Source organism: Cohaesibacter intestini, from assembly GCF_003324485.1.
In the GTDB taxonomy this organism is placed as follows: domain Bacteria; phylum Pseudomonadota; class Alphaproteobacteria; order Rhizobiales; family Cohaesibacteraceae; genus Cohaesibacter; species Cohaesibacter intestini.
In genome coordinates, this window is record NZ_QODK01000006.1 from 120,909 (window position 1) to 139,598 (window position 18,690).

17 protein-coding genes and 1 tRNA gene are annotated in these 18,690 nt (G+C 55.2%); 15 read left to right on the top strand and 3 right to left on the bottom strand.

The annotated features are described in order from the left end of the window. Window positions 1-17: 17 nt before the first annotated feature. From cbiQ to cobM, 7 genes are all read left to right on the top strand, one after another. Window positions 18-836 carry a cobalt ECF transporter T component CbiQ gene (gene cbiQ / locus DSD30_RS18555; RefSeq protein ID WP_198663045.1) on the top strand — a complete coding sequence of 273 codons (819 nt, stop codon included), beginning with the start codon at window positions 18-20 and terminating at the stop codon, window positions 834-836. Next, complete coding sequence (locus DSD30_RS18560; RefSeq protein WP_114011239.1) at window positions 820-1,467, top strand: energy-coupling factor ABC transporter ATP-binding protein; 648 nt, start codon at window positions 820-822, stop codon at window positions 1,465-1,467. The genes cbiQ and DSD30_RS18560 overlap by 17 nt, the downstream gene beginning before the upstream one ends. Before the next feature lie 470 nt (window positions 1,468-1,937). After that, a complete protein-coding gene (locus DSD30_RS18565) occupies window positions 1,938-2,627 on the top strand; it encodes a precorrin-8X methylmutase (RefSeq protein WP_114011314.1) in 690 nt (229 codons plus the stop codon). 12 nt (window positions 2,628-2,639) lie between these two features. Further along, the gene (gene cbiE, locus DSD30_RS18570; RefSeq protein ID WP_114011240.1) at window positions 2,640-3,875 is read left to right on the top strand and encodes a precorrin-6y C5,15-methyltransferase (decarboxylating) subunit CbiE; all 1,236 of its coding nucleotides are present in this window, start codon (window positions 2,640-2,642) and stop codon (window positions 3,873-3,875) included. A gap of 38 nt (window positions 3,876-3,913) precedes the next feature. Next, the gene (gene cobI / locus DSD30_RS18575) at window positions 3,914-4,633 is read left to right on the top strand and encodes a precorrin-2 C(20)-methyltransferase (protein WP_114011315.1); all 720 of its coding nucleotides are present in this window, start codon (window positions 3,914-3,916) and stop codon (window positions 4,631-4,633) included. Further along, a complete protein-coding gene (gene cobJ, locus DSD30_RS18580; RefSeq protein ID WP_114011241.1) occupies window positions 4,621-6,474 on the top strand; it encodes a precorrin-3B C(17)-methyltransferase in 1,854 nt (617 codons plus the stop codon). Before cobI ends, cobJ begins: the two co-directional genes overlap by 13 nt. A 59-nt stretch (window positions 6,475-6,533) precedes the next feature. Further along, window positions 6,534-7,316: a precorrin-4 C(11)-methyltransferase gene (gene cobM, locus DSD30_RS18585; protein ID WP_114011242.1), complete on the top strand. Its 783-nt coding sequence runs from the start codon at window positions 6,534-6,536 to the stop codon at window positions 7,314-7,316. A gap of 233 nt (window positions 7,317-7,549) precedes the next feature. On the opposite strand, the gene DSD30_RS18590 is transcribed toward cobM, so the two are convergent. Beyond that, entirely contained in the window at window positions 7,550-8,884 is a 1,335-nt protein-coding gene (locus DSD30_RS18590) for a cobyrinic acid a,c-diamide synthase CobB (RefSeq protein WP_342635058.1), read from the bottom strand. Next, the gene (cobA, locus tag DSD30_RS18595) at window positions 8,881-9,759 is read right to left on the bottom strand and encodes a uroporphyrinogen-III C-methyltransferase (protein ID WP_114011243.1); all 879 of its coding nucleotides are present in this window, start codon (window positions 9,757-9,759) and stop codon (window positions 8,881-8,883) included. Before cobA ends, DSD30_RS18590 begins: the two co-directional genes overlap by 4 nt. 64 nt (window positions 9,760-9,823) lie before the next feature. Here cobA and DSD30_RS18600 point away from each other — a divergent pair, with 64 nt between their 5' ends. From DSD30_RS18600 to DSD30_RS18615, 4 genes are all read left to right on the top strand, one after another. Continuing rightward, window positions 9,824-10,963: a cobalt-precorrin-5B (C(1))-methyltransferase gene (locus DSD30_RS18600; RefSeq protein ID WP_114011244.1), complete on the top strand. Its 1,140-nt coding sequence runs from the start codon at window positions 9,824-9,826 to the stop codon at window positions 10,961-10,963. A 14-nt stretch (window positions 10,964-10,977) separates the two neighbouring features. After that, window positions 10,978-11,748, top strand: coding sequence for a precorrin-6A reductase (gene cobK / locus DSD30_RS18605; RefSeq protein ID WP_114011245.1), 771 nt, complete (start codon window positions 10,978-10,980; stop codon window positions 11,746-11,748). A gap of 410 nt (window positions 11,749-12,158) precedes the next feature. After that, on the top strand, window positions 12,159-12,368 hold the full coding sequence (locus DSD30_RS18610; RefSeq protein WP_114011246.1) for a cold-shock protein: 210 nt from the start codon (window positions 12,159-12,161) through the stop codon (window positions 12,366-12,368). A gap of 175 nt (window positions 12,369-12,543) precedes the next feature. Then, window positions 12,544-12,618, top strand: a tRNA-Glu gene (locus DSD30_RS18615). Window positions 12,619-12,861: 243 nt separating this feature from the next. Here the strand turns inward: DSD30_RS18615 and DSD30_RS18620 are convergent. Further along, window positions 12,862-13,875, bottom strand: a complete 1,014-nt coding sequence (locus tag DSD30_RS18620) for a LacI family DNA-binding transcriptional regulator (RefSeq protein ID WP_114011247.1) — start codon at window positions 13,873-13,875, stop codon at window positions 12,862-12,864. A gap of 348 nt (window positions 13,876-14,223) precedes the next feature. Between DSD30_RS18620 and DSD30_RS18625 the strand changes: the two genes are divergently transcribed. The 4 genes from DSD30_RS18625 to DSD30_RS18640 all read left to right on the top strand — a co-directional run bounded on the left by DSD30_RS18625 (window position 14,224) and on the right by DSD30_RS18640 (window position 18,667). After that, window positions 14,224-15,519 (top strand): extracellular solute-binding protein, encoded by a 1,296-nt coding sequence (locus DSD30_RS18625; RefSeq protein WP_114011248.1) that lies wholly within the window; start codon window positions 14,224-14,226, stop codon window positions 15,517-15,519. 98 nt (window positions 15,520-15,617) lie between these two features. Next, window positions 15,618-16,544 (top strand): carbohydrate ABC transporter permease, encoded by a 927-nt coding sequence (locus DSD30_RS18630; protein WP_198663046.1) that lies wholly within the window; start codon window positions 15,618-15,620, stop codon window positions 16,542-16,544. Window positions 16,545-16,547: 3 nt separating this feature from the next. Next, window positions 16,548-17,381, top strand: coding sequence for a carbohydrate ABC transporter permease (locus DSD30_RS18635; protein ID WP_114011249.1), 834 nt, complete (start codon window positions 16,548-16,550; stop codon window positions 17,379-17,381). Window positions 17,382-17,506: 125 nt separating this feature from the next. Beyond that, window positions 17,507-18,667 carry an ABC transporter ATP-binding protein gene (locus DSD30_RS18640; RefSeq protein ID WP_114011250.1) on the top strand — a complete coding sequence of 387 codons (1,161 nt, stop codon included), beginning with the start codon at window positions 17,507-17,509 and terminating at the stop codon, window positions 18,665-18,667. Window positions 18,668-18,690 lie beyond the last annotated feature (23 nt).

Sequence of the window (18,690 nt, forward strand, 5' to 3'; positions counted from 1 at the left end):
TTACGTGGAGCACGTGCATGAGTGATTTGCTGGAACAGGCCGGCCAGATCAAAACCGAACAGGGAATGTCGCAGGAGGCAATCAAGCTTGTCTCCAACCGACTATGGATCCGCCAATTGGATCCGCGCGTTCGGGTTGTCAGTGTCGCCGCTTTTGCGATCACTGCGGTTCAGCTGACCAGTATGTCCATTCTGGCATGTGCTCTGCTGTTTGCCGTCATTCTGATGACTCAGGTGCGGTTGCCCTTCTGGTCAACCGCCAAGCGGGTTGCAATGATGGATGGCTTCATCGCCTTTCTGCTGGTGATGTTGCCCTTCACCACGCCGGGCGAAACAATGTTTACGCTGTGGGGCTTTGCTGCCAGTTATGAAGGCCTGAATCAGGCGGTTGTCATCCTGCTCAAAGCCAATGCGATTGTGATGGTGACCATGTCGCTGGTTGGCACGCTGGAAGCGGTGACGCTCGGCCACGCTTTGGCACGTCTGAAAGTGCCTGAGGCGCTGGTCCATCTTCTATTGTTCACCGTGCGTTATATTGAAGTTCTGCATGCGGAATATCATCGCCTGCGGACAGCCATGAAATGTCGCGGCTTTGTGCCAACCAACAGCTGGCACACCTATCAAAGCGTCGGATATCTGGTGGGCATGCTGCTCATCCGGTCTTTCGAACGCTCTGAACGCATCATGAAGGCGATGAAATGCCGGGGCTTTCAGGGGCAGTTTCATCTGCTCGACACCATGGCCTTCACCCGGCGCGATGCTCTTTTCTTTTCTTTTGCCTGCTTGGTGATGATTTCCATGCTGATGATCGAGGTTTTAAATGGCCCCGTTGCTTGAAACCGACAATCTGCATTTTGGCTATCACGGCTTTGCGCCCTGTCTGAACGGAGTGTCCTTTGCTCTGCATGCGGGGGAACGGCTTGGACTGGTTGGTCACAACGGCGCGGGCAAAAGCACTTTGCTGCATGTGCTGGTGGGGCTGAACAAGGCCAGCGCCGGACGGATCGGCGCGTTCGGTCGTGACTATCAGACGGAAGAGGATTTTCGCCTGCTGCGCCGCCGGGTCGGGCTGGTCTTCCAAGATCCCGATGACCAGCTTTTTTGCCCCACCGTTGCAGAAGATGTTGCCTTCGGACCGCTTAATCTGGGCTACAGCAAGGAAGATGCAATGAGCATCGTCGATGAGACCCTTGCTGCGCTTAATCTGACGGAATTTCGCGATCGCGTCACCCATAAATTGTCTGGTGGACAGAAGCGGCTCGTGTCCCTTGCCACCGTGCTGGCAATGAAGCCGGACATCCTGTTGCTCGATGAGCCGACCAACGCCCTAGACGAAAAGACCCGTCTGCGTTTGATCGAGATCCTTGTGTCCCTGCCCCAAGCCATGATTGTTGTGTCTCATGACAGGGCGTTTCGCGAGGACGTAGTAACGCGTACTATTCTGATGGAGGGTGGACAAATCAGCTAAGGCCCTTTGCCTGTCAGTGCCGCAGCGTTATGCTTTGTCCAACTTTCGCAGTGCTTCCCGTGACGGAAGCTGAAAAACAAGTCAGTGCGGTTGATCCAAGTCGGAGACCAAGTCTGACCTGCAGGAATGATTACCGTGTGGGAAACACAGTCCCCATATGATGCTCTCTCCCTGCTTTTATGATTGATCAAGGTGCTCTGTGTCGAGTGCCCTTGGTTCCGTGCAACCCAATGTCGGCCGCTCCATCCGTGCGGTCCAAGGGATAGAGACCAAAGTTATGGCGATGCGCCACCTACATGATGCTGATATCGGACTAAGCCCACCTGGCGGCGTGCAAGTTGCCCGCTGTGAGGTGTTTGTTGATGGCTTGTGGGTATCTGCGCGTCTGGCTCCTCTCTCTTCCACGCTTTATCCCGCCCTTATCAACATGCCGTTCAATGGCAACCAAGACCGAGCATTTTGAGTTTGTAATGTCCCATAGTTACGAAAAAGATCCGTTTGCAATTTACGAGCAGTCCTTTCAGATCATCCGTGATGAAACAAGCGCAGCGCTCGCCAACCTGCCGGAAGATTTCGAACCGATTGCCGTGCGGCTGATGCATGCTGTAGGGATGACCGATCTAGTGCCAGATTTACGCTTTAGTGACGGAGCGGTCCAAGCGGGTCTGACAGCCCTGAAGGCGGGCAAGCCAATCCTTGTGGATACGCAAATGGTGGCTGGTGGCATCACCCGCCGGTTCCTGACCAAAGCCTATGGCGGGTCGGACAATGCAGTGATGGTGACGCTGAACGACCCTCAGGTACCTGGTTTGGCAAAGGAAATGGGCACGACCCGTTCGGCAGCGGCGATGGAGATGTGGCGTCCTCATCTGGAAGGTGCCGTTGTGGCGATTGGCAATGCACCGACCGCACTGTTCCGATTGCTTGAAATGGTTCGTGAAGGTGCTGGCAAACCAGCCCTCGTCCTCGGCTTTCCAGTTGGCTTCGTGGGAGCTGCAGAATCCAAACAGGCCCTAGTTGATGAAGCTGCCGGGCTCGGCCTTGATTACATGGCCCTTCTGGGGCGTCGCGGCGGAACGCCGCTTGCCAGTGCTGCGGTCAATGCCTTGGCCATCGCTGCCCTTGGAGCAAAGGATCAACCACGCGAAAATCTCGGTTGATTGAGTGATAGAATGAATGATGTAGCAAAAGAGCCCTGGTTGAGTGTGATCGGCATTGGCGAAAGCGGTGTCGAGGATATCAGCAAATTCGGCTGGAGCCTGTTGGCACAAGCTGAGTATATCCTCGGTGGTGCCCGCCATCTGGCGATGGTGCCCGATGACCTCGCCCCTGAGGCCGAACGCATTGTCTGGCCATCCCCTCTGTCGGAGGTTTTTGCCCGCCTTAAACGCCTGCGGGGCAAAAAGGTGGTGGTTCTTGCCAGCGGCGATCCGATGTTCTTTGGCATTGGCGGCACCTTCTCACGGCATTTCCCGTGGGAAGAAGTGCGGGTCCTGCCCTTCCCCAGTTCCCTGAGCTTTGCCGCCAGCCGGATGGGATGGCCGCTCAACAAAACCACATTGCTTACCATCCATGGCCGCAATCCGGCGGCCTTGCTGCCGCATTATCTGCCCGGCGCAAAGTTGCTGATCCTGTCCAAGGACGGCACGTCGCCGGCCACCGTTGCCAAGCAACTGGTGGAGCGCGGTCTTGAGCAAGCGTCCATTTCGGTGCTCGAGCATCTGGGTGGTGATGAGGAAAAGATCATTGCCAGCAACGCCACGGCCATTGCTGCGGGAGGCGACGCGTTCCGCTTTGCCGATCTCAATGTGATCGCCGTGTCTCTGCCGCAGGAAATGCCTTTCTGGCTGCCGGTTACACCGGGCCTGCCCGACGATGCCTTTGATCATGACGGCAAAATGACCAAACGGGATATTCGCGCCAGTGCAATGGCCAAGCTCGCCCCGCGCCCCAATGCGCTTTTGTGGGATGTGGGCACGGGCTGTGGCTCAATCGCCATTGAGTGGCTGCGGGCCCATCCGACCTGCCGCGCTGTTGGCATCGAACCTCAGGAAAAGCGGCGCGCCTATGCGCTTCACAATGCCGAAATGCTGGGCGTGCCCCATTTGCGGCTGCTAAATGGCACAGCCCCTGATGGTTTGCGCGGTGAAGAAGCCCCCGACGCGATTTTCATTGGTGGCGGGCTGAGTGCCGACGTCGTCAATTTCTGTCTCAAGGCCTTGAAGCCCGGTGGTCGTCTGGTGGCCCATGCGGTCACGCTGGGCTCCGAACAACTCCTGCTCAATCTTTATCAAAGCCATGGTGGTGATTTGACCCGTCTGTCGATCGCCAAAGCGGAGCCGGTTGGCCCGCTTCATGGCTGGAAATCTGCAATGCCCGTGACCCAATGGGTCTTTCTCAAACAATAGATGTGTCCTCCCAAGACCAGTTGATCGAAGAGAAAACAATGAACAAGAATGGTAATGGCAAACTTTATGGGGTCGGCGTTGGCCCCGGTGACCCGGAACTGATCAGCCTGAAGGCTGCCCGATTGATTTCTGCAGCCGACATTGTGGCCTATCCCGCACCAGAAGGCGGAGAAAGCTTCGCCCGGTCGATCGCGAAGGCCCATATTTCCACCGCTTGCGTCGAAATCGAAATGCCGGTGCCCATGAAAACCGAGCGCTTCCCAGCCCAGACGGTCTATGACGCAGGCGCCAAGGATATTGCCGAGCATTTGCGCGCCGGTCGCGACGTGGTGGTTCTGTGTGAGGGCGACCCCTTCTTCTATGGCAGCTTCATGTATTTGCATGATCGCCTGCATGATGAGTTCGAAATTGAAATCGTCTCTGGCGTCTCCTCGCTGGTGGCGTGCGCTGGTCGTCTGGCCCAGCCGTTGGCTGGTCGCAACGATGTGCTGACCATTCTGCCCGGACCGATGGAAAGCGACGAGTTGGAACGCCGTCTGGCAATGGGTGGGTCCTTTGTCATCATCAAGGTTGGTCGCCATATGCCACGCATCCGCGCCATCCTTGAAAAGCATGGTCTGTTGGCCAATGCCGGTTATGTTGAACGCGCCACATTGCCAACGGAAAAGGTCATGCGCCTTGCCGATGTTGATGACAGCTGCGTGCCTTATTTCTCAATGATCCTCATTTATGACGGAGGCGAAGCATGGAAAAAGTAAATCGCACCAATGTGATCGTCTGTGTCACTTCGGGCACGGCGGACCTCGCCAAATCGATCCGCAAGATCCTGCAAGGGGCGGGTGAAGTGGCCCTTGTCCACGGCAAGGAAGGCACCGATGGCGTGGATCAGGTCTTTTCTGACAGCATTCTTCACATTCGCTCCCTGTTTGCAGAAGGCAAGAATGTCATTGCCATTTGCGCCAGCGGCATTGTCATCCGGGCTGTTGCGCCTTTGCTCGACAGCAAGTTTGATGAACCCGCTGTTCTGTCCGTCTCTCGTGATGGGGCCTCTGTGGTGCCGTTGCTGGGTGGCCATCATGGCTCGAACGATCTGGCCCGCCTGATTGCGGAAGGATTGAAGTCCCACGCCGCTGTCACCACCGCTGGCGATTGTAAGTTCAGCATGGCAATTGATCATCCGCCAAAAGGCTGGAAGCTGCAAAATGCTCGCGCTGCAGGCCCGCTGATGGCCCGCATGGTCAATGGTGAAGCGGTTTCGGTTGCCGAAGGCCTTGATTGGGTCAAGAAAGACAAGTTGACCCTTGCCGACGACGCTGCCATCCGCCTTGAAAATAGTGTGAAGAAAGCCTCTGGCGCAGATGCGCTGGTCTATAGCGCCCAGAAGCTGGTGCTTGGGGTTGGCTGTGAGCGCGGCGTTGCAGCCGAGCATCTGATCGACCACATTACCAAGGTGCTGGACGACAACAATCTGGCCGTTGAAGCTTTGGGTTTGATTGCGTCCATCGACGTGAAAATGGATGAAGCAGCCATTCATGCGGCAGCCAAGCATTTTGGCGTCCCTGCCCGCTTCTTCCCTGCGGCGGAGCTTGAAGCCCAGAAAGATCGTCTGGCCAATCCATCCGATGTGGTTTTCTCGGAAGTTGGTTGCCATGGGGTGGCCGAAGGCGCTGCCTTGGCAGCAGTTGGGGCTTGCGGTTCCCTGCTGGTCGAGAAAGTCAAATCCGACAAAGCCACTTGTGCTGTTGGCATGGCGGTCGCTCCGTTCGTTGGCGATCTGCCGGGCAAAGCGCGCGGTCGTCTGTCTGTGGTCGGCATTGGGCCGGGCCAGTCGGAATGGCGCACGCCAGAAGCCACCAACCGGATTGCCGAAGCTGAAGAGCTGGTTGGCTATGGTTTTTATATCGACCTGCTTGGCCCGCTGGGTGAAGGCAAATCGCGCAGCGACTTCCCGCTGGGTGGCGAAGAAGATCGGTGCCGCTATGCGCTCGAGCAGGCAGGCAAAGGCAAAAATGTTGCCCTCATCTGCTCTGGCGACGCTGGCATCTATGCCATGGGCGCACTGGTGATGGAATTGCTCGACCGCGAAGCTGACAATGGTGGCGTGTCGGACGATGCCAAACGGGTTGAGCTGATCAATGTGCCGGGCATTTCGGCGCTTCAGGCCGCTTCTGTGCGGTTTGGTGCCATTCTCGGCCATGACTTCTGCACCGTGTCCCTGTCGGATCTGCTGACCCCTTGGGAAACCATCGAACAACGCCTTGAAGCGGTGGCTTTGGGTGACTTTGTGGTGGCCTTCTATAACCCGGTCTCAATGAAACGTCGGACCCAGCTGGCCCGTGCCAAGGAAATTCTGCTGACCAAGCGTCCGCCGGAAACCCCTGTATTGCTGGCCTCCAGCCTGGGCCGTCCGCAGGAAAATCTGCGCATTCGTACGCTTGGCGAGCTGGAAGTGGATGAAGTCGACATGATGACCGTTGTGTTGGTTGGCTCGTCCCAGTCCCGCATTTTGCAGAACGGCGACCGGTCGGTCGGTGACAATGGCTGGATGGCCTATACACCGCGCGGCTATGCCAAACGCATCGACGCCGACAAAGAATGAAACATGGACAGGAGACGGGCGGCAATTGCCCTCTCCCATCCCCTGACAGGAATTGAAACATGACAGTCTATTTCATTGGCGCCGGTCCCGGTGCGCCTGACCTCATCACCGTTCGTGGCCTCAAGCTGATCCAGTCTTGCCCGGTCTGCCTTTATGCCGGTTCGCTGGTGCCTGAATCCACCGTTGCTGAAGCTCCAGATGGCGCTTTGGTCAAGGATACGGCTCCGATGCATCTCGACGAGATCATTGCTGACATCAAGGAAGCCCATGACAAGGGTCAGGATGTGGCCCGGGTCCATTCTGGCGACCCATCAATCTATGGCGCGATTGCTGAGCAGATCCGCCGCCTTGATGACCTTGGCATTCCATTTGAAGTGGTACCAGGTGTGCCAGCCTTTGCTGCTGCGGCGGCTGCTTTGGGGACCGAGTTGACCGTACCGGGCATTGCCCAGACCATCATTCTAACCCGCACCGCAATGAAGTCTTCTTCCATGCCGGAAGGGGAAAGCCTCGATAAACTGGGCGCATCTGGTGCGACCTTGGCCATTCATCTCTCGGTCCGCAACATCCCGCAGATCGAGCGTGACCTGATCCCGCATTATGGCGAAGATTGCCCGGCTGTGGTTGCTTATCGCGTCGGCTGGCCAGACCAGTCCTTCATTCGCGGCACCTTGTCTACGATCCGCAAGAAAGTGCGCGAGGCCAAAATCACCCGCACGGCATTGATCCTTGTCGGTCCGGCCATGGGTGCCAAGGGGTTTGCCGATTCCAAACTCTATGACGCTGACTTCTCGCATGTCCTGCGGGTGGGAACAAAGGGCGCAGTCGAAGACGACGCGTAAAGCGGAAACCATCGAAAACCAGCAACGTTTTATGGGAACCAACTTCGACGCCCGGCCCCGGTGAGTTTTCTCTCCGGGGTTTTTTTACTCGCATGCCAGCGTTGGTCGTGCGTGAAACTGAAATGGTGCCGCGCAATCAAACGAAAACGGCCAATAAAAAGGGTCAACTCATCTGAGCTGACCCTTTTTGTGTAATTTTGACTGCGGCGCGGGGCATCTTCAGGTTTGAAGTCTCACGAATCTGCGTAACTTGGAGCGATGATATGGGCAAAGGATCCGTGCACCGATCCGACCTTTTGCCCCATGGCACCAACATCGCGACCCGTGGCTGCTTTCGCGTCGAACAGCGGCTCGGCCTCTCCCATCCAGGTGATCTGGGAGAAGTGGAACTCGTGGGCATTCAGGTCCTGTGGCCACGGTAAGTTTGATTTGTGACTAAGTTTTCTATAGCCTAATTTTAACTTAGGCTTATTAAAACTTGTGCTGATTGGCAGAAGGTCCAACATCGGGAATGCGACACCCTCTTTCGAGGTGATCTCACGCCCCAGCACCATATAGCCCCCGCATTCGCCAAAGATCAGGATATTGGCTTTAGCAGCAGCCTTCATGCTGGCCTTGAAATGGCTGGCAGCATCCAGCTGTTCAAGATAAAGTTCGGGGTAGCCGCCGGGCAGATAAATTGCATCGGCCTCAGGATTTGGAATTTCGTCGGCAAGCGGAGAAAAGAACGAGATTTCAGCACCTTGTTCCCGCCACTCAGAAATCAGATGAGGATAGATGAAGGTAAAGGCAGCATCCTTGGCGATGGCAATATGGCGCCCCAAAGGGGCCAACATGTGGTCGGGACCTGCTGACGCATGTTCATTGGCCAGCGCGCCTGTCTCGGCGATCGACAGCATGTGATCAAGGTCGACATATTGACCTACATGGTCGGCGATGCGATCAATTTTGTTGGACAATTCATGATGCTCGCTGGCCTGCACCAGCCCCAAATGCCGAGAAGGCAACGACAGATCATCCGACACGCGCACTGCGCCGACCACCGGGATGCCGATCTTGTCAAAGGAATCGCGCAGCATGCCTTCATGGATTTCGCTGCCAACACGATTGAGAATAACGCCGCCAATGGTGACATTTGGGTCATGCATCTTGATGCCATTGGCGATGGCGGCTGCGGTTTGCGCCTGCCCCTTGACGTCCAGTACCAAAATAACCGGCAGGTTGAGGATCCGGGCGAGCGACGCCGTTGACCCCTGCCCGTTGGCCGCGCCGTCAAACAGGCCCATCACGCCTTCGACAAACAGCATATCAAAGCCCTTGGCCTGCTTGTGACTGCGCGTACGCAACGCCTCTGGCGCCATCGCCCAAGGATCGAGATTGATGGAGGGACGGCCAGACGCAACCGCATGAAAGGCCGGATCAATATAATCCGGCCCGGTTTTCGCCGGCGCCACCTTCAAACCCTTGCGGATGAAGAGCCGCTGAAGGCCGAGCGACAGGGTTGTTTTGCCTGAATTGGAACTGCTTGCCGCCAAAATCAGACCGGGTGTGCCTGTCATTGGCCTCATGCGTCTACGGTCTCATGCAGAGCTGGCGCTGCCAGTGGATCGGAAATCAGCTCCTTGCCATATTGCACATGGCCGAGCCAATCGAGCCCTGCACGCAGTTTGACCACATCGCCAATGACAAACAGGGCTGGTGGTGCAAGATCGGTTTTCTCAAGGTCTTCAACGATTTCACCAAGCGTGGATACCAGAATGCGCTGCTCCGGTGTGGTGGCATTGCACACAACAGCTGCCCCCTCTTCGGGCCGACGGCCACCAGCGATCAACTTATCGACGATTGAGCTTAGATGCTTCATGGCCATATACATGACCAGGACCTGTGACCCCTTGGCCAGGGCATCCCAATCGAGCGCGGATGGCAATTCACCGGTCTGATCATGCCCGGTCAGGAAGGTGACCGACTGGTTTACTGCGCGGTGAGTCGCAGGGATACCCGCATAGCACAGCCCGCCAATGCCTGCCGTGATGCCCGGTACAATCCGGAACGGGACTTTCTCTTCGACCAACTGCAACGCTTCTTCACCACCACGGCCGAAAATCAGGGGGTCCCCGCCTTTCAGACGCAGGACACGCTTGCCCTCTTTGGCAAGGGCGATCAGGCGTAGGTTGATGTCCTTTTGCTTTGGTGAAGGCTTGCCGCCCCGCTTGCCAGCATATTCGGTCACGACGCCAGAGTGCGCCAAAGAGAGGATGGACTTATCGACCAAAGCGTCATACACGATCACATCAGCTTGCCGGATCGCATTGATGGCATGCAATGTCAACAAACCACGGTCACCGGGCCCCGCGCCCACGAGCCATACCCAGCCGGGAAGAAATTCCGGCATACCTTCAAAAAGGGACACACTGTCGGTATCGAGTTTCGGATCAGTCGACATCTTATTTCCTGTAATTTCATCTAAAGCGTGGTCACCACGCTCATATGCGGTGTATATCTGAGCCATGTCAGAAGTTGAAGAAAAACCAGAAGAAGGCACGGCACTGCGTAGAGGTTGGACGACTGGCGCATGTGCGACCGCAGCCACGAAGGCGGCGCTGACGGCCCTTGTCACTCGTGCTTTTCCTGACCCTGTAACTATCACTTTGCCCAAGGGTCAACAACCTGCCTTTACGTTGAGCTTTGAGCGTCTTGAGGATGATCTAGCTCAAGTCGGTATCGTCAAAGATGCCGGCGATGACCCCGATGTAACCCACGGTGCCCTTGTGCTTTCTCAAGTAACTTGGGGCCTCCCCGGCTCAGGCGTTACCTTCAAGGCGGGTGATGGTGTAGGCATGGTGACACGCCCCGGATTACCGATTCCTGCCGGAGAACCGGCCATCAATCCGGTACCACGGCAATTGATGCGCGAAGTGGTGATGAATTTATCACAAGAACATGGTTTCTCGCCAGATATCGAAATCACGATTTCGGTGCGGAATGGAGAAAAACTTGCCAAGAAAACATGGAACCCCAGACTGGGTATTGTCGGTGGTTTGTCCATCCTCGGCACGACGGGAATCGTTGTGCCCTTCTCCTGTTCGGCCTGGATCCATTCCATCCATCGCGGCATTGACGTGGCGCGCGCTGAAAAGCACGGGCATGTGACCGGCTGCACGGGATCGACTTCGGAAAAGGTGGTTTGCAGCCTCTATGACTTTCCCGATTTTGCCAAATTGGATATGGGCGATTTTGTCGGTGGCATGTTGAAATATCTGCGCAAAAATCCCATTCCACGCCTGACGATCGGCGGCGGCTTTGCCAAATTGTCGAAGCTGGCTCAGGGTCATATGGATTTGCATTCCGGCCGCAGTCAGGTGGATTTCGACTGGATGGCAGACTTTCTGGCCGACATGGGGGCGGATGCTGGTTTGGTCGAGCGATCGCGCACAGCCAATACGGCAATGGCCATATTGGAAGACGCGGAACGGTGCGGTGTTGATGTCGCCGGGGCTGTTGCCTTGCGGGCGCAACAGGAAGCCTTGCGGATACTTCGCGATGCTCCGGTGGGAGTCGACATTGTTGTGGTGAGTCGTGATGGCCGATTGCTGGCACGCACCCCGGTCGCGATGCCAGAGCAACGCCAATCAAGCGATCCGGCATAGGGTACGTGAACCATATGGGCAGAAGAATCCTCATACTGGGCGGCACGAGTGAAGCACGCGGACTGGTAAAGGGCTTGCTCGATGAAGGATTGCACGATGTCACCCTCTCTCTTGCCGGGGCCCTGGGAGATGGGACAGAGGCATCCTTTCGCGATCGCCTGAAAAAGACCGATCTTTCCCGACTGTATATCAGAATTGGTGGTTTTGGCGGCCCTGATGGACTGTCTGCCTATCTGCAGACTGAAGCCATTGATTTGCTCATTGATGCGACACATCCCTATGCAGCGCAAATCAGCCACAATGCCCATCAGGCCGCCAACAGGTGTCAAATAGGGTTTGTCCGTCTTGAGCGCCCCGCATGGGAGCCTCTTGCAGGAAAGAGCTGGATCGAAGCGAAAGACCTGAACGATGCGGCGACATGCATACCGCAGGGGGCGCGGGTTCTGTTGGCGGTCGGTCGACAATCCGCAAAGCCCTTTCAAGCCCGCACCGATTGTCATTTCCTCCTGCGTTCAATTGCGCCAGCCAACGTTGTTGACTTCGGGGGCAACTTTTCCTTTTGCCAAGCCATGCCGGGCAAGACTATCGAAGAAGAAATCCAGCTTTTGCAAGAAAAAGAAATTTCTTGTCTTGTGACCAAGAATTCCGGTGCCAAGCGATCCTATCACAAGATAGCCGCGGCCCATGCACTTGGTTTGGATGTGGTCATGATCAAGCGTCCAATTCTGCCGGATTGTCGTATATTCAACAATTTGGACACCATACTTGACTGGCTGAAGGGCTGACATTCGTCTGCAATATGCCTGAAAATTGCCTAAATTTATCGTTCAGCAGTGGCAAAATTTGTGGCAGAAGGCCCATATTTTGTCAGTTTGAGCGCTCCATTTCGGTTTTGATTGCATTGATACAAAAAGGTTAGATGTCGTTTTCCCTCTATATTTCATTGGGATAGCGCCCATTAGTCTTGGGTCAAATGGTATAAATTATTTCAATTTCATGAAACTTAGTTGCAGATGAAATTCTATTCTTCCGAAAACGTAATTCTTGATGTACTCTTTTCGTGTTGATTTTTCATCAGGCACCGGACATATGCGGATCGACGGAGAGGGTTTGTTGTTCTGGCGCTCGTGAAATAGACATCCCAACGTATATGAGGTGCGTAGGGGAAGGCCCACAAGTCAAAAGGAAATCGAAGATGGCAACCGGAACTGTTAAGTGGTTCAACCCAACAAAAGGCTATGGCTTCATCGAGCCGGCCGAAGGTGGCAAAGACGCTTTTGTTCATATTTCTGCGGTTGAACGTTCCGGCCTGACAACCCTAACCGAAGGTCAGAAGGTTGAATATGAAATGGTCGAAGGTCGCAACGGCAAGGAAAATGCTGACAATCTGAAGGTTGTCGGTTAACCGACAGACTCCGGCCATTAAGGCTCCAAAAATCGAACCCTGGTGCTTTGTAGCATCGGGGTTTTCTTTCGTGTTTCACACAGGGTTTGGATAAGTCCAACTTCGGTTTAAAAAAGTCACTTTGACGCTTGCGCTTTGCGACAAAGCCTCATATAAACCGCCTCACCGATAGCGAGCGCCCTTCGTCTAGCGGTTAGGACGCCGCCCTTTCACGGCGGTAACACGGGTTCGAGTCCCGTAGGGCGTGCCACTTTCGACGAAAAGGCCCCGCAATTCAATGAGTTGCGGGGCCTTTTGTTTGACTGGGCAGCGAGGCTCGCTATCATTTCAGCCGCGCCATCGCGTTGTTTGCCATTGTTTTCTGGGTCGCGTTCATCCCATTTTGCGGGCTTCCAGTAGCGTTTCAGCGTTCCGCTATTCATGCCAGTTACGTCCGACGTTTGTGAAATCGGACGGGATATGGACATGGCGTCGTCTGACGGCTGACCCGCCGCTAATTCCGGTTTGTTTTCGGTGCGGCGGTTGACTGTCGCACCACCAGTTCCGTTGGCAATGTGATCTGGTTGAATGGAACGTCCAGCCCGGAAATCATAGCCATCAACATGTTTACGGCAGAGCGCCCCATCTGTTGTAGGGGCTGGTGCACGGTGGTCAGGGTTGGGTGCATCTGCTCGCACAGACCGATATCGTCGAACCCGACCAGTGAAATGTCGTCCGGAACAGAAAGTCCCCCTTCACGGATGGCGGACATGGCACCCTGTGCACTGACGTCATTGGAGGCAAAAATCGCGGTCGGGCGGTTCTCAAGGGCGAGCAACTGCTTGGCAGCATCATAACCGCCCAGTTGCATGTAATCTCCCTCACAGATCAGGGCCGGGTCGTCGTCAAGGTCATATTGCGCGACCATGTCCTGATAAGCCTTCAATCGGCTGCGGGCCGATAGAAGCTTTAGATTGCCGGTGATGAAGCCGATGCGCTTGTGGCCAAGTTCAATCAGATGTGTCATGGCTTGCCGCCCTCCTTGATAGCCATCGGTGATGACAGCTGGGAAGGTCGGTTCGTCAAACACGGTCTCTACCGTCACGACAGGCAGGGAGGCATCGCGCAATTTTTCAAGATAGTCCGCTTCATAGGGCAACAGCACAATGATGCCGTCCGCCACTTGCTGCAACAAATTGACCACGCTGGACGGAGGTTGGGTGTCATTGTCCGACAGGGAGTAGACCAGCATTTCATAGCCAGCACCCCGGATGGTGGTGCCGATGCCCATCACCATCTCTCCGGTGAAGGAGGTGTGCAACTGGGCGATAACGCCGATGATATGCGTGCGACCACTCGAAAGCTTTCGCGCCATCGGATTGGCAACATAGCCCATTTCGCTGGCAATGCGCTGAATGTCTTCTCTTGTCTTGTCAGACATGCCCGGTTTGTCATTGAGTGCGCGAGAGGCTGTCATCCGGGAGACACCTGCTACTCTTGCAACATCAGCAAGGGTGGGTCTTGGCATTTTCACTGGCGCAACCTCATTTGGTCTGGCTTGCTCGTTGCATTCTAAGGCAACGATATCCTGTAACGTTACTTTTGGGTCCGGCGAAGCTCACTGCGCTGGACTTTGTCATTCAAAACAAGGTTTCTTGTGCATTGGCCTTTTTGGTCAACGAACATTTTCTTGTGGTTCCTTGTCAAGAAAGTCCCGGACTTCACAGCAGAATCCCGCATTTTCCTGCTCTTCTTACTACCTTTTTGAGCAGATTCAAATCCATTGACAAAACACTACGTTACCGATAACGTTACTGATGTAAACTTGTGCGATCGTATCATGATCCCGACAAGTCTCGAACGATGGGAGGACATAATGCAGTTAACGCTGTCAAACCGTATCACCAAACTACTCTGCGGCGTCGCCGTTGCTGGTCTGCTGCCTGTTTCAGGCGCACTGGCCGACGATGCCAAAGTCATCACATCCTGGGATTTGCAGACTCAGGAACGCACCGTCGCGACCATTCGCGATGCTGCAGATCGCTTTGAAGCCGCCAATCCCGGTTTCAAGGTCGAGGATTCCCACATTGCCAACGACGCCTACAAAACCAAGCTGAAAATTGCCTTCGGTGCCAATGAGGCACCTTGTGTCTTTACCAGTTGGGGTGGAGGTCCGTTGCGTGAATATATCAAGGCAGGAAAAGTCACCAACCTGACGCCCTATCTTGAAAAGAACAAGGACTTCGCCGACCGCTTCCTGCCCGCCAGTTTCTCACCCGCCAAATATCAAGGTGACATCTATGGCCTTCCGGTCATGGGCACAGCTGTCGCGGTTGTTATCTACAACAAGGATATCTTCAAGAAACTCAACATCGAGCCTCCCAAGACCTGGACAGAGCTGATGGACGTGGTCAAAGTTCTCAATGAGAACAAGATCGCTCCATTTGCTTTGGCCAACAAGGCAAAATGGCCGGGCTCCATGTTCTTCGTTTATCTGGCCGATCGCATTGGCGGTCCGGAAGTCTTCCAGAAAGCTGCTGATCGTGAACCCGGCGGCTCCTTCGAAGATCCAACCTTCATCAAGGCTGGCGAGATGCTTCAGGATCTTGTCAAGGCTGGTGGATTTGCCCGCGGATACAACGGACTTGATTATGATATCGGCGGTTCCCGTCGTCTTCTCTATTCGGGCCGTGCCGCAATGGAACTGATGGGCAGCTGGGAATTTGGCTCAATTGCCAACGAAAATCCCGAATTTGCCAAGAATGTCGGCTTCTTCACCTTCCCGGCGGTTGAGGGTGGCAAGGGCAATCCCAACAATGCCATTGGCACCATGGGCGATAACTACATCTCCATCAACGCCGATTGCCCTTATCAGGATGCCGCTTTCGACCTGCTGAAATTCTCGACCGATGATCGTGCAGCGGAACTGAAGATGGAAGATAACAAGATCCTGCCGATCAAGAACGCCAAGGTGGAAGATCCCTATCTTGCAGGGGTGATGGAAGCCGTTGGCAAAGCACCAAGCATCCAACTCTGGTACGATCAGGAACTGGCTCCGGCTCTTGCTGAGGTCCATAAGGACACCACACAGCAATTGCTTGGCCTTTCCATAACGCCTGAGGAAGCCGCAGCCAAGATGGAAGCGGTCGCCAAAGGGCTTGCCAACAAATAATCTCTCCTCAGAGACACCCGTCGACTTGTGATCGATCTTTCCGGCCGCTGCTCCCCAGGGGCAACGGCCGGTTGCTGCCAAATGAAGGGACCTTCCCCATGTCGGATGGATCTGTGCAATCCATGACACTTCGCTCAAGGCAATCCTACCGGCGGGCGCAGAAGCTGGCCCCGATCGTCTTTCTTGCCCCGGCGATCATTCTCTTGTCGGTTTTTCTGCTGTACCCGCTGATTTATAGTTTCGAGCTGTCGTTCCTCGATTGGAACGGGCTGGGTGACGGTGCGCGCTTTACCGGGTTTGACAACTGGGAGAGACTGCTCTCAGATGCGGTTTTCTGGCAATCAGCGCTCAACAATATCTATCTTGCGGTTTTCTCCGTCCTGATCCAGTTGCCGATTGCCGTTCTTCTGGCCGTGGTTCTGGACGAGGCATCAAAAGGATCCCGGATCCTCAAGATCCTCTATTTCATCCCGCTTTTGATGTCGAGCGTCGCGCTTGGCGTACTGTTCAAAAATATCTTCGACCCCAATTTCGGCCCCATCAATTCGATCCTCACCGAGCTTGGGCTTTATGACTGGACGCAAGATTGGCTGGGCGACCCGGATTTTGCGCTTGGCTCTGTCATTGCCGTCGTCTGCTGGCAAAATGTGCCTTTCTATATGGTGCTGTTCCTTGCTGCCCTGTCCTCATTCCCCCGCGAGATCGTTGAGGCGGCCAATCTGGATGGTGCCAGCCAGTCCACCATCTTCTGGCGCCTGAAGCTGCCCCATTTGCAGGGCACCTTCCGCACCGCCGTGTTGCTCGCGGTTATCGGCTCCATGCGTTACTTCGACCTCGTTTATGTGATGACGGACGGCGGGCCGGAGCATTCTTCGGAAATGATGGCGACCTACATGTACCACACCGTCTTCAACTCCTTTGAGATGGGGTATGGCAGCACCATTGCCTCGGCAATGTTCATCATCATCACGGTGATCGCCGCCGTTTCCATGCGCCTGTCCAAACGCTTCGAAACGGAGATCTGAGCGATGCAGAAGAAAGCCTTCAAAATCTCGAAAGTTGCCTTTCCCGCGCTTGGCCTGTTCTGGCTGCTGGTGACCACGCTGCCCTTCCTTTTCGTGGCCTTTACCAGCTTCAAGGGATTGCAGGAAACCTATACCAATCCGGTCTGGATGCCGCCCGAAAGCTGGAATTTTGACAATTACCTCCAGCTTCTCAATAGCTCCTTCCTGATCTATCTGCGCAACTCGGTGTTCGTCATATCCGTATCGGTTGCGTTGATCGTGCTGGTCAGCTCCATGGCAGCCTATGCGTTGGCGCGGCTGAAATTCCGCTTCAACGGCCTGCTGTTCGGGTTGATCGTCGCGGGCATGATCGTGCCACTCCACGTCACTCTTGTGCCCATTTATCTGATGATCCGGAATATGGGTCTGTATGACACCATGTTCGCCCTTATCGGTCCTTATGTTGCCTGCAGTTTGCCGATTTCGGTGTTCATTCTGACCGAATTTATGCGTCAGGTGCCTAAAGAACTGGAAGAAGCAGCCTTTCTTGACGGCTGCGGCCCGTTCAAGATTTTCTTCAAGATCTTCTTCCCTCTCTCCGGGCCGGGCATCTCAACGGTAGCCATCTATAATGGCATCATGCTGTGGAACGAATTTGTCTTCGCTTATGTGCTGACCAGTTCGCCGGACACCCGCACCCTGCCGCTCGCCGTTTGGGACTTTCAGGGCCAGTATGCAGCCGACATCCCGGCGATCCTTGCTGTGGTGACCCTCAGTACGCTTCCCCTGATCATCGTCTACGCCATCGGTCAGGAAAAGATCGTCAACGGCATGATGGCCGGATCCCTGAAAGGATAAGCCATGACAGAGATCTGCGCCCAGCCTACCCACATCCCCTTCCCGCTCCTCCGCTCAACGGGCTGCGTTCCCTGCGGTTTCTTGGGGCCGAACACAGACATCTCTGCAAAGAGGATCTTCCAGTCATGACCAGCATTCACCTTGACAATGCAGCGAAACGGTTCGGCCGTGCCACCGTCCTCAATGACATCAATCTGGAAATCGAAGATGGCGAGTTCTGCGTCTTCCTTGGGCCATCGGGCTGCGGCAAGTCGACCTTGCTGCGCATGATTGCTGGCATAGAAACCCTCACACAGGGCGAGTTGAAAATCGGAGACCAGCGCATGAACGAAGCTCTGCCAGCAGAGCGTCGCGTCGCCATGGTGTTCCAGAACTACGCGCTCTACCCTCACATGTCGGTCTATGAGAATATGGCCTTTGGCCTCAAACAGGCAAAGACACCCAAAGATCAGATTGTTGCGCGCGTCGGTGAGGCGGCTCGCATCCTGCAGATCGAAAATCTGCTGGAACGCAAGCCCAAAGAACTCTCGGGCGGTCAGCGTCAACGCGTTGCCATTGGCCGGGCCATTGTGCGCCAGCCTGCCGTCTTCCTGTTCGATGAACCGCTCTCCAACCTCGATGCCGCCTTGCGGGTGCATATGCGCACCGAGATTGCCAATCTGCATCGCAAGTTCCCCGAAGCCAGTATGATCTATGTAACCCACGATCAGACCGAAGCGATGGCCTTGGCGGACAAAATTGTCCTGCTGCGGGCGGGCGATGACGTGATCACGAAAGGCTCGATCGCCCAAACCGGTTCACCGCTTGAACTTTACCATCGGCCCAAAAATCTGTTTGTAGCGGGTTTTCTTGGCTCCCCGTCGATGAACTTTCTGCCCGTTACCCTTGTGGCGGCCAGCGAGGATGGTGCTCGTGTCAAGCTTGATAGCGACGAGGAATTGTTTGTTCCGGTCTCTGCTGGACATTTGCCGATCGGTTCAAAATTGACGCTCGGAATCCGCCCCGAGCACATGACACCGGTTGGTGAAGCGGTAACAGAGCAGGTCTTCTCGCGCGCCCTCAACGCCGTTGAGAATTTTGGCGAATACAGCTTCCTCTATCTCTCTGAAAGCACGGATGCTCCGATGATCGCCAAGGTTTCGGACGAAACGGAGGTCAGTCTTCGTGGCGCGATCAAGTTCCAGATCCGGCCTGAGCTTTGTCACCTGTTCGACGAGGCTGGTGATGCGCTCACACACCTCAATCCCGCACCAAAATCCATCAGCTTTGATGCCACGGCGCTCTGAAGCGCGCATTAAAGGACCCCACA

Bases quoted from the DNA above. Each gene is read 5' to 3' on its own strand.
- cobJ (WP_114011241.1), top strand. From the start codon at position 4,621: ATGGAAAAAGTAAATCGCACCAATGTGATCGTCTGTGTCACTTCGGGC.
- cbiE (WP_114011240.1), top strand. From the start codon at position 2,640: ATGAATGATGTAGCAAAAGAGCCCTGGTTGAGTGTGATCGGCATTGGC.
- DSD30_RS18600 (WP_114011244.1), top strand. From the start codon at position 9,824: ATGTCAGAAGTTGAAGAAAAACCAGAAGAAGGCACGGCACTGCGTAGA.
- cobM (WP_114011242.1), top strand. From the start codon at position 6,534: ATGACAGTCTATTTCATTGGCGCCGGTCCCGGTGCGCCTGACCTCATC.
- DSD30_RS18565 (WP_114011314.1), top strand. From the start codon at position 1,938: ATGTCCCATAGTTACGAAAAAGATCCGTTTGCAATTTACGAGCAGTCC.
- DSD30_RS18625 (WP_114011248.1), top strand. From the start codon at position 14,224: ATGCAGTTAACGCTGTCAAACCGTATCACCAAACTACTCTGCGGCGTC.
- DSD30_RS18610 (WP_114011246.1), top strand. From the start codon at position 12,159: ATGGCAACCGGAACTGTTAAGTGGTTCAACCCAACAAAAGGCTATGGC.
- DSD30_RS18590 (WP_342635058.1), bottom strand. From the start codon at position 8,884: ATGAGGCCAATGACAGGCACACCCGGTCTGATTTTGGCGGCAAGCAGT.
- cobI (WP_114011315.1), top strand. From the start codon at position 3,914: ATGAACAAGAATGGTAATGGCAAACTTTATGGGGTCGGCGTTGGCCCC.
- DSD30_RS18560 (WP_114011239.1), top strand. From the start codon at position 820: ATGGCCCCGTTGCTTGAAACCGACAATCTGCATTTTGGCTATCACGGC.
- DSD30_RS18640 (WP_114011250.1), top strand. From the start codon at position 17,507: ATGACCAGCATTCACCTTGACAATGCAGCGAAACGGTTCGGCCGTGCC.
- cobK (WP_114011245.1), top strand. From the start codon at position 10,978: ATGGGCAGAAGAATCCTCATACTGGGCGGCACGAGTGAAGCACGCGGA.
- DSD30_RS18620 (WP_114011247.1), bottom strand. From the start codon at position 13,875: ATGCCAAGACCCACCCTTGCTGATGTTGCAAGAGTAGCAGGTGTCTCC.
- cobA (WP_114011243.1), bottom strand. From the start codon at position 9,759: ATGTCGACTGATCCGAAACTCGATACCGACAGTGTGTCCCTTTTTGAA.
- DSD30_RS18635 (WP_114011249.1), top strand. From the start codon at position 16,548: ATGCAGAAGAAAGCCTTCAAAATCTCGAAAGTTGCCTTTCCCGCGCTT.
- DSD30_RS18630 (WP_198663046.1), top strand. From the start codon at position 15,618: ATGTCGGATGGATCTGTGCAATCCATGACACTTCGCTCAAGGCAATCC.
- cbiQ (WP_198663045.1), top strand. From the start codon at position 18: ATGAGTGATTTGCTGGAACAGGCCGGCCAGATCAAAACCGAACAGGGA.